The sequence below is a fragment of the Synechococcus sp. CCY 0621 genome, from assembly GCF_019038465.1.
Taxonomy (GTDB): Bacteria; Cyanobacteriota; Cyanobacteriia; order PCC-6307; family Cyanobiaceae; genus Cyanobium.
On the sequence record NZ_JAFKRH010000023.1, the window covers coordinates 1 to 8,789 of the forward strand.

Genomic DNA, 8,789 nt, shown 5'->3' on the forward strand with positions numbered 1-8,789 from the left:
ATGACCAAGGGAGCCTGGTCGGAGGTGGTGTCCCAGGCCTCGGCGCCGTCAGCGGTGCTGACGGCCAGCACGCTGCAGGCCCTGCAGCCGCAGCTGGAAGCCTTCCCCATGGTGGCTGGATCGGTAGCGGTCCCTGGCAAGGAGTCGCTCAACATCTCATGGCTGCTCAGGGCGACAGGCGTTGAGGATTCGATGCGGACGCTTGTTTGGAACTCAAGACCCTGACCACCCGCAGCTAGCGCACGGCCGGCGTCTGCCCCTCTGATGGTTGCGGCACCAGGGGATGGGACCACGTTCCCCGCGGAAATCTCCTCCATGGCGGGGCGGTGCGGCCCGCCGGGTTTAGAAGCAGGTGCGTTGATCCGGCTTGGCTCAAACGCGTTGGCCGAGTGTCGTCCTTGACTGGACCATTCAGGAAAAAGAAGAGCGCCGAAGAGGGAGCTCGTCGGATTCGATGCGGCAGTCAAGGCCGTTTTGCGAAAGAACAATCAGCGATAGTCAACCATGCATGCGGTTGGCGCTCATGCCAGCTGAAGCATCCACATGGACAGTGAAGACACTGGTCCTGAACCGCTTAAAAATGACTCTCCTTCTGGTTAAATATTATTTTTAAGTGCTCAGTTCAGCCTAAAGTTCATTGGCGAATCTGATCGGGATCTCCTTTGATTGTGCCTCCATCTGCCGAGAGAAATTGTTCCTTTCCGGTGAGCATTGCTTCAGGCTTTTGCAGGATAAAATCGTCCTCAATGCCGGATTGGTCAAGGTCTGGCGCAGATGTGATCAGAAGCAAGCAACAGCCTGATTCCGTGGCCTTAAGGGACTCCGATGGATCAGGTGGAGGAGATTGAAAGCTGATCGAGCTTGATGGCCATGGGAGGTCCAGGTCTGTGGATCATCCGTCACGGCTCGACGTGGCAGCGTGGGGCCAGCTCAGATTGAGGCTTCCGGACTTGGCAGGGATTACTGGTGCGCTCCACCAGTGTCCAGAGGCTGCCTGCGCTTCAGCCACCGAAGGCAAAGGACACCGCTGAGGGGGCCCATCACCAAACCCACCCACGGCCGAACCGAGCAGCAGGCGGGATGTGAAGTCCCAGCCCAGCTGGCGGAGGGTTTCGTGCTGCAGGAGTGATCCGCCGGGCCAGCCCTTGCCAGGCCCAAGCAACAGGCTGCCCATCTGGTAGTTGAACCAGATCAGCGGCACGTCGGTGATTGGATTGCTGATCCAGGTCCCGGCGACCGCCAGCAGATGGTTGCCCCGCACCAGGCTGGCCAGGGCCACCCCCAGCAGGGTCTGGAAGCCGAAAATCGGGAAGCAGCCCATGAACACCCCCGCCGCCAGCCCCCGGGCCCGCTGGCCGTGGCTGCCCTCCTGACGCCAGACCCACTCGATGGCCTGCCGCAGCTTTCTTCTCGCCGCCTTCAGGGCCCGCGGCGGGGACAGAGACTGAAGGCGAAACGGTGCCATGGGACCAGTGACGCGGGGAGATGTCCCGATTGGCGCGAACCCTAATGGCGACACGATCGCCGCGATCGCCACCGCGGTGGCGGCCGGGGCCGGCAGCGTGGCGATCGTGCGCCTCTCCGGTCCAGCGGCCGAGGCGATCGGTCGGCGTCTGTTTCTGGCCCCCGGCGACCAGTGCTGGGAGAGCCACCGCGTTCTCTACGGCCATGTGGTGGATCCGGCCGATGGCCGGCGGCTGGATGAGGCCCTGCTGCTGTTGATGCGGGCCCCGCGCAGCTTCACCCGCGAGGACGTGGTGGAGCTTCACTGCCACGGCGGCCTGGTCGCCGTGCGGCGGGTGCTGGAGCTGGTGCTGGCCGCCGGTGCCCGCCTGGCCGGGCCCGGGGAGTTCAGCCAGCGGGCCTTCCTCAACGGCCGCCTCGACCTCACCCGCGCCGAGGCCATCGGCGAGATGATCGCGGCCCGCAGCCGTCGGGCGGCTGAGCTGGCCATGGCGGGGATCGATGGCGGCCTGCAGCGGCGCATCGCTGGCCTGCGGGAGCGCCTGCTCGACCAGCTGGCCGAACTGGAGGCCAGGGTCGACTTCGAGGAGGACCTGCCCCCCCTCGACGGCATGGCGGTGAGCGCCGAGCTGCTGGCGGTGCGGGGCGAGCTGGAACAGTTGGTGGCCGAGTCCCGCCAGGGGGAGCTGCTGCGCGAAGGCCTGCGCGTGGCCATCGTCGGCCGGCCCAACGTGGGCAAATCCAGCCTGCTCAACCTGCTCAGCCGCCGCGAGCGGGCCATCGTCACCGATCTGCCCGGCACCACCCGCGACCTGCTCGAGAGCGACCTGGTGCTCGATGGGGTGCCGCTCACCCTGCTCGACACCGCCGGCATCCGCCCCACGGACGACCGGGTGGAGCAGCTGGGCATCGAACGCAGCCGTCAGGCCCTGGCGGGAGCCGATGCAGTGCTGCTGCTCTTCGATCTGCTGGCCGGCTGGACAGCTGCCGACCAGGAGCTGCGGGCCCTGGTGCCAGAAGGGGTGCCCCTGCTGCTGGTGGGCAACAAGTGCGATGGCCTGCCGGAGGGTGGCGCCCCCGCCGTCGTCCCGTCGGCCCCGCCGGAGGCGCCCCCGGTGCGCATCAGCGCCCTCACCGGCGCGGGTCGCGATGAGCTGGTGGCAGCCCTGCTGGGCCGGTGTGGTGCCAGCGAGCTCCAGGGGCTGCAGGTGGCCCTCAACGGGCGTCAGCGGGAGCTGGCGGCGGCGGCCGCCGCCAGCCTCGAGCGCTCCCTGGAGGCGGCCGCCCAGGGCCTGCCGTGGGATTTCTGGACCATCGACCTGCGCGGCGCCATCGCCGGCCTGGGGGCCATCACCGGCGAGGAGGTGAGTGAGGCGGTGCTGGAGCGGATCTTTTCCCGCTTCTGCATCGGCAAGTAGGCAGCGGCGCCGTCATCACGAAACGCTCACCCCTGTTGACCGCTTAACCTCCGGCGTCAATGCTTTGACAAACCCACTCCAGCGGGCGAATGCAAACGGTCGACTGGCTCTGGATCCTGCACCCCGCCCTGGCCGTGGTGCTGATCTACCCCCTGATCGGCATGGTGGTGCGGATAGGCGTCCAGGCCAGGCAGCGCCGGGTCGAGAAGGCCAAGCTGCCCCCCACCACCGGCCGCGACCACGCCGACCTGGGCCAGTGGCTCTCGGCGGGCGTGGTGCTGCTGGTGCTCGTGGCCCTCACGGTGGTGATCGTCACCAAGCAGCCGCCGGAGGGCTTCACGGGCGGCCCCGGCCGTGCCCTGCAGCTGCTGCTGGTGCTGGTGGGCACGGTGGTGTCCCTGTTGGCCCTCTGGCAGGTGAAGGCCAAGGTCTACCGGCTCGTCTTCGCCCTGCTCACCTGGGCCGGCGTGCTTGGCCTGGGCGCCCAGCCGGAGGTGTGGCGCCTCAGCGACAATCCGCTCAGCCCCGAGTTCTGGCAGTCGCATTACTGGGCCGGAGTCGGCGTGGTGGGGCTGATGGTCTTCTCGCTGGCCGCCCGCCCGGAGATCCTCAAGGATCTGCGCTGGCGCCGGATCCACCTGAGCGCCTCCATCCTGGCGGCGGTGCTGTTCGTGGCGCAGGGGATCACCGGCAGCCGCGACCTGCTGGAGATCCCCCTGGCCTGGCAGAAGCCCACCATCTATGCCTGTGATCCGGTGAAGCGGGTCTGTCCGCCCTTCGCCCCGCCCCAGATGCCGACCCCCCCCGTCGGACCGGCGGGCAGCTGATGTCGCCTGGTGGGGCTGCGGCCCCGGTGCTGTCCTTCTCCCCGGCGCTGGAGGCCCAGCTGCGCCAGTGGCTGGATGAGGACATCGGCCGCGGCGATCTGACGGCTCCGGCCCTGGTGGGTCGCACTGGCCGGGCCCACTGGGCCACCCGCGCCGACGGTGTGTTCTGCGGCGGGGTGCTGGTGGGGCCGCTGCTGGCGTTGCTCGATCCCCGGGCGTCGGTGCGGCTGCTGGTGGGCGACGGCGAGTCGGTGGTGGCTGGCCAGCGGCTGTTGGAGCTGGAGGGGCCGGCGGCCGCCCTGGTGGCGGCGGAGCGCACCGCCCTCAACCTGGCCATGCGCCTCTCGGGCATCGCCAGCGCCACCGCCGCTCTGGTGCAGGTGCTGGCGGGCACCGGTGTGCGCCTGGCCGACACCCGCAAGACCACCCCGGGGCTGCGGGTGCTGGAGAAGTACGCCGTGCGTTGTGGCGGCGGCTGCAACCACCGCCTCGGCCTCGACGATGCCGCCATGCTCAAGGAGAACCACCTGGCCTGGTCGGGGGGGGTGGGGCCGGCCATCGCGGCGGTGCGCGCCTCGGCCCCCTGGCCGGCGCGGGTGATAGTGGAGGCGGAAACCGCCGCCGAAGCCGAAGCGGCGGTGCGGGCAGGCGCCGATGCGGTGCTGCTCGACGACTTCAGCCCCGCGGCGCTGGCGGCCCTGGTGCCCCAGCTGCGGGCCCTGGCGCCGGCGGTGCTGCTGGAGGCTTCGGGGGTGCGGCCTGAGCAGCTGGCCGCCTATGCGGCCACCGGCATCGATCTGATCTCCACCAGCGCCCCGGTCACCCGCAGCCCCTGGCTGGATCTGAGCATGCGCTTCGACCCCCTGCTGGCCTGAGCCGGGGCCAGGGTGAAGAATCGCCGCACTCCCCCGGCACCGATGGCTGCGCCACCAATTGGTTGCCAGAGTGGGCGGCGATGACCCCCGAGCCGACCCCGGAGCCGACCCGCGTGCCGCAGCGACCCGTGACGCAGCCAATGCCCCCACAACAGACCGTCCCGAGCGGTATCGTCGCCCAGCTCCGGCGCTGCGCCGTGGTGGGACCCTCCCTGCTGCTGGCGCTGGTGGCGGCGCTGGGCAGCCCCACGGCAGCCAGGGCCGAATCGGTGCTCGAGCAGGCGGCACGCACCGGCGAGATCACCATGGCGGGCCCCACCGACGTGGTGCCCATGGCCTACCTCGATGCCGGCAAGGCGCTGGTGGGTTACAGCCTGGATGTGGCCCGGTTGATCGAGGCGGAGGTCTCCACCTATCTCAACCGGCCGGTGAAGATCGTCTACACCGCCAACGCGGATCCGCTGGCGGTGTTCCGTGACGTGAGCCGCGGTGATGTGGACCTGGCCTGTGGGGTTCAGTTCACCTGGGAGCGGGAGATGTACGTCGACTTCTCCATGCCCTTCGCCCTCTCCGGGATCCGCGTGCTCACCCGGCAGGGGGGCCTCGATGGCTCAGCGGCCTCGATGGCGGGCAAGCGGATCGGCGTGGTGAAGGACTCCCTGGGCAGCGCCACGATCGCGGCCGTGCAGCCGACGGCGGTGCGGGTCCCCTTCGCCGGAATCGAGCCGGCGGTGCGGGCGCTGCTGGCCGGCCAGGTGGATGGCGTGGGGGGTGATTCCCTCTTGCTCGCCGGTGCCATCCAGAGCCTCGGCGGCAAGGGTTACGGCCTGGTGCCCGCGGAGCCCTTCTCCCGCTTTGCGGTGGGCTGCATCCTCCCGGAAGACAATTCCACCTTCCGCAACCTGGTCAATCTGGCCATCGCCCGGCTGGTGCAGGGTTACCTCGACGATGAGCCGGCTGCCGTGGCCAGCGTCAACCGCTGGCTGGGTCCCAAGGGAGTCCTGGAGCTGCCCCCCGAGGTGATCAAGGCCTATTTCCAGTCCGTTCTGCTCAACTACGAACGGGTCCGGCCCCTGCCGGCAACGACCCCATCATCTGTCGCCCCCACCCCATCTGCCCGTTAAGGAGATCCGTCCCATGTCCATCACCTCCCGCACGGCCCTGCTCGGTTTCTCCCTGGCCCTGGCGGCCCTGACCGCACCCGGCGCCGCTCAGGCGGCCCTGCTGCCCTCGTCGGCCACCGGAGCCTCGATTGAGCAACGGTTGCAGCGCATCAGCGCGGCGTTCCGCGCCCAGGATGAAGAGAGCGGTGCGGACGGCGCCTCAACCGGCGATCAGCGGCTGGCCTATGGCTTCGCCAACGCTGGCCGGGGCGGCTTCGCCAACGCGGCCCGGGGCGGCTTCGTCAATGGCCACCCCTATTACGGCGGCGGCGGTGGCTTTCGCAATGGCGGTGGCGGCTTCGTCAATGCCAGGGGCGGGGGCGGCTTCGTGAATGGGGGGGGCATGCGCGGTGGGGCGTTCCGGAACTGGTAGGTCCGACCAGGCCGGGGTGTTTCAAGCCCGAACGGGGCTGTGGGCAAGCCCAGAAACCGCCCTTAAGGTGCAGCACGTGCACGGCTCTGCCCATGGATTCTCCTGCTGCACTGGTTCCCGCCGGTTCCGTCCGATCCCGCCGCAGCAGGGTCCTGGCCCTGGGAGCCCTGGCCTGCCTCTGGTCCCTGGGGGCCATGGCGCCAGCCAGCGCCGCCGACGCCGTGCTGGAGCAGGCGGCCAAGTCGGGCGAGGTGCTGATGGTGGGTCCCGCCGACAGCCCGCCGATGGTCAAGATCGGGCCGAAGGGAGAACCGGACGGGTACGCCATTGATCTGGCTCGCCGCATCGACCGCCAGCTCAAGGCGGAACTGGGCAACACGGTGCGGATCCGCTTCGTCCCCGTCGACAACACCGCCGTCACCGTGGAGGCCGTGGCCAGCGGCAACGCCGGCCTGGCCTGCGGCGTGCCGTTCAGCTGGGAGCGGGAAAAGCTGGTCGATTTCTCCCTGCCGATCGGCCTCTCCGGCCTGAGGCTGCTCACCCGCAGCGGCACGCTGGACGGCTCGCCGGCCTCCCTCGCCGCCCAGCCGATCGCGGTGGTGGAGGGCTCCCTCGGGGCCGGTCTGCTGGGTTCGCTCCAGCCCAACGCCAAGGCGGTCAGCTTCCCCACCCTGGCCCTGGCGGTGACGGCCCTGGAGCAGAAACAGGTGACGGGGGTGCTGGGCGATGCCAATGTGCTCGCCGGTCTGCGGCATCAACGCCAGCTCTCCGGCGTGGCCCTGGTGCCTGAACAGCCCTATGTGAGCTACGGCGTCGGCTGCATCGTGCCGGAGAACAATTCCAGGCTGCTGAACGTGGTCAACCTGGCCATCGCGGGCTTGCTCCAGGGCTACCTGGAGGGCCGCCCCGAGGCCGTGGCCAGCGTCGCCCCCTGGGTCGGCCCCACCGGTGTGCTGGTGGTGCCCGCCGAGCGGGTCCGCGCCTTCTTTGAATCCGTGCTCCTGAGCCGGGAAGGTTTCCAGCTGGCAGCCCCTTCGCCGGCGGCTCCCCGATGACGTCCTGCCTCTACGCCCTGCGGCGCCCTGATCGCTCCGTCCCGCTCCTCCCTCCATTCCTGGCAGCCCTCCGATGACGCACCACCCCCGTTCCGGTCTGTTCGGTTTTCTGGTCCTGCTGGCGGCCCTGGCCCCCGCCGGCGCCTTGGCGTCATCCCCCCTGGAGGCCTCGCCTGGAACGATCGACGCCCGTCTGCGGCGGATCTCCCAGGCCATGGGGCAGGAGTCCCCCGGGCCGGAGACAGCGGAAGGCCGGGCCCAAGCTGCTGATGGCCGCCTCGCCTACATCTTCGTGAATGGGGGCGGGCCCCGCTTTGGCTGGGGGAATGGAGGCTTCCGCAATGGGGGCTGGGGCAACGGTGGCTTCCGCAATGGGGGCTGGGGCAACGGCGGCTTCCGCAACGGCGGCTGGGGCAACGGTGGCTTCCGTAACGGCGGCTTCCGCAACTTCTGGTGATCGCCACCGGTACCCCGCCACCGGGCAACCCGGAAGGCTTCGGGCCGTTGCAGCTGCTGGTGATCCAGCCCACCCCCTACTGCAACCTCGACTGCGACTACTGCTACCTGCCCAACCGGGACGACCGGCAGCGGTTATCGCTGGAGCTGCTGGAGGCGGCCCTGGAGCGGGTGCTGGAGAGCCCTTATGTGGGCGGCGATTTCACCCTGCTCTGGCACGCCGGTGAACCGCTCACTGTGCCGATCGCCTTCTACGACGCGGCCAGCGCCAGCGTGCGTCGGGCGTTGGAGCGCTGGCAGGGGGAGCCCCTGACCATCCACCAGTCGGTGCAGACCAACGCCACGCTGATCAACGAAGCCTGGTGCGACTGCTTCGAGCGCAACGGCATCGCCGTGGGCGTGAGCATGGATGGGCCGGCCTTTCTCCACGACGTCCACCGCCGCACCCGCACCGGCCTCGGGACCCACGCCGCCACGATGCGGGGCATCGCGCATCTGCGCCGCCGCGGCATCCCCTTTCAGGTGATCGCCGTGATCACCGAGGAATCCCTCGGCCACGCCGACGACCTCTACGCCTTCTTCGTGGAGAACGGCATCACTGACGTGGCCTTCAACATGGAGGAGACGGAGGGGGAGAATCGGGTGTCCACCCTCAGCCGTCCCCATGCTGAGGCGGCCTATCGCCAGTTCCTGCAGCGGTTCTGGGAGCTGTGGCAGGAGCACCCCGAGCGCATGCGGGTGCGGGAGTTCGAGGGCATCTGCAGCCTGGCCCAGGCCGATGCCCGCCTCGACTGCACCGACATGAACAACCCGTTCGCGATCGTCAACGTGGATGCCCGCGGGGCGATTTCCACCTTCGATCCTGAGTTGCTATCCGTTCAGACCGACACCTACGGCGACTTCGTGCTGGGTCATGTTCAGAGCGACAGCCTCGTTTCGATCGCCGCCAGCCCCAAGTTCCAACACATCCTGGCGGACATGCGTGCCGGCACCGACCGCTGCCGCGCGGAGTGCGCCTACTTCGGCCTCTGTGGGGGAGGCGCTGGCAGCAACAAGTACTGGGAGCACGGCACCTTCGCCTGCAGCGAAACCCAGGCCTGCCGCTACAGGATCAAGATCACGGCCGATGTGGTGCTCGCTGGCCTGGAGCAGGCGCTG

General features: G+C 69.3%; 9 protein-coding genes. 8 read left to right on the plus strand and 1 reads right to left on the minus strand.

The genetic code is table 11. The features are described from left to right. Window positions 1-892: 892 nt before the first annotated feature. Window positions 893-1,465, minus strand: a complete 573-nt coding sequence (locus tag KUG43_RS07635) for a DUF2062 domain-containing protein (RefSeq protein ID WP_286194527.1) — start codon at window positions 1,463-1,465, stop codon at window positions 893-895. Between KUG43_RS07635 and mnmE the strand changes: the two genes are divergently transcribed. From mnmE to grrM, 8 genes are all read left to right on the plus strand, one after another. Next, window positions 1,464-2,882 carry a tRNA uridine-5-carboxymethylaminomethyl(34) synthesis GTPase MnmE gene (gene mnmE / locus KUG43_RS07640; protein WP_216907742.1) on the plus strand — a complete coding sequence of 473 codons (1,419 nt, stop codon included), beginning with the start codon at window positions 1,464-1,466 and terminating at the stop codon, window positions 2,880-2,882. The genes KUG43_RS07635 and mnmE overlap by 2 nt on opposite strands. An 89-nt stretch (window positions 2,883-2,971) precedes the next feature. Then, entirely contained in the window at window positions 2,972-3,709 is a 738-nt protein-coding gene (locus KUG43_RS07645; RefSeq protein WP_216907744.1) for a DUF4079 domain-containing protein, read from the plus strand. Further along, a complete protein-coding gene (gene nadC / locus KUG43_RS07650) occupies window positions 3,709-4,584 on the plus strand; it encodes a carboxylating nicotinate-nucleotide diphosphorylase (RefSeq protein ID WP_216907745.1) in 876 nt (291 codons plus the stop codon). Before KUG43_RS07645 ends, nadC begins: the two co-directional genes overlap by 1 nt. Window positions 4,585-4,724: 140 nt before the next feature. Next, window positions 4,725-5,708 (plus strand): extracellular substrate binding-like orphan protein GrrP, encoded by a 984-nt coding sequence (gene grrP, locus KUG43_RS07655; RefSeq protein ID WP_216907747.1) that lies wholly within the window; start codon window positions 4,725-4,727, stop codon window positions 5,706-5,708. A 13-nt stretch (window positions 5,709-5,721) separates the two neighbouring features. Continuing rightward, window positions 5,722-6,120: a GrrA/OscA1 family cyclophane-containing rSAM-modified RiPP gene (gene grrA, locus KUG43_RS07660; protein WP_216907748.1), complete on the plus strand. Its 399-nt coding sequence runs from the start codon at window positions 5,722-5,724 to the stop codon at window positions 6,118-6,120. A gap of 92 nt (window positions 6,121-6,212) precedes the next feature. Next, the gene (gene grrP, locus KUG43_RS07665) at window positions 6,213-7,175 is read left to right on the plus strand and encodes an extracellular substrate binding-like orphan protein GrrP (RefSeq protein WP_216907750.1); all 963 of its coding nucleotides are present in this window, start codon (window positions 6,213-6,215) and stop codon (window positions 7,173-7,175) included. A gap of 73 nt (window positions 7,176-7,248) precedes the next feature. Then, on the plus strand, window positions 7,249-7,632 hold the full coding sequence (gene grrA, locus KUG43_RS07670) for a GrrA/OscA1 family cyclophane-containing rSAM-modified RiPP (protein WP_216907752.1): 384 nt from the start codon (window positions 7,249-7,251) through the stop codon (window positions 7,630-7,632). Next, window positions 7,629-8,789, plus strand: a 1,161-nt coding sequence (gene grrM, locus KUG43_RS07675) for a cyclophane-forming radical SAM/SPASM peptide maturase GrrM/OscB (protein ID WP_216907754.1), incomplete at its 3' end; no start/stop codon positions are given. The genes grrA (KUG43_RS07670) and grrM, both read left to right, overlap by 4 nt.

Coding starts and splice junctions, on each gene's coding strand:
- grrP (WP_216907750.1), top strand. CDS start 6,213: ATGGATTCTCCTGCTGCACTGGTTCCCGCCGGTTCCGTCCGATCCCGC.
- grrA (WP_216907748.1), top strand. CDS start 5,722: ATGTCCATCACCTCCCGCACGGCCCTGCTCGGTTTCTCCCTGGCCCTG.
- nadC (WP_216907745.1), top strand. CDS start 3,709: ATGTCGCCTGGTGGGGCTGCGGCCCCGGTGCTGTCCTTCTCCCCGGCG.
- KUG43_RS07635 (WP_286194527.1), bottom strand. CDS start 1,465: ATGGCACCGTTTCGCCTTCAGTCTCTGTCCCCGCCGCGGGCCCTGAAG.
- mnmE (WP_216907742.1), top strand. CDS start 1,464: ATGGGACCAGTGACGCGGGGAGATGTCCCGATTGGCGCGAACCCTAAT.
- KUG43_RS07645 (WP_216907744.1), top strand. CDS start 2,972: ATGCAAACGGTCGACTGGCTCTGGATCCTGCACCCCGCCCTGGCCGTG.
- grrP (WP_216907747.1), top strand. CDS start 4,725: ATGCCCCCACAACAGACCGTCCCGAGCGGTATCGTCGCCCAGCTCCGG.
- grrA (WP_216907752.1), top strand. CDS start 7,249: ATGACGCACCACCCCCGTTCCGGTCTGTTCGGTTTTCTGGTCCTGCTG.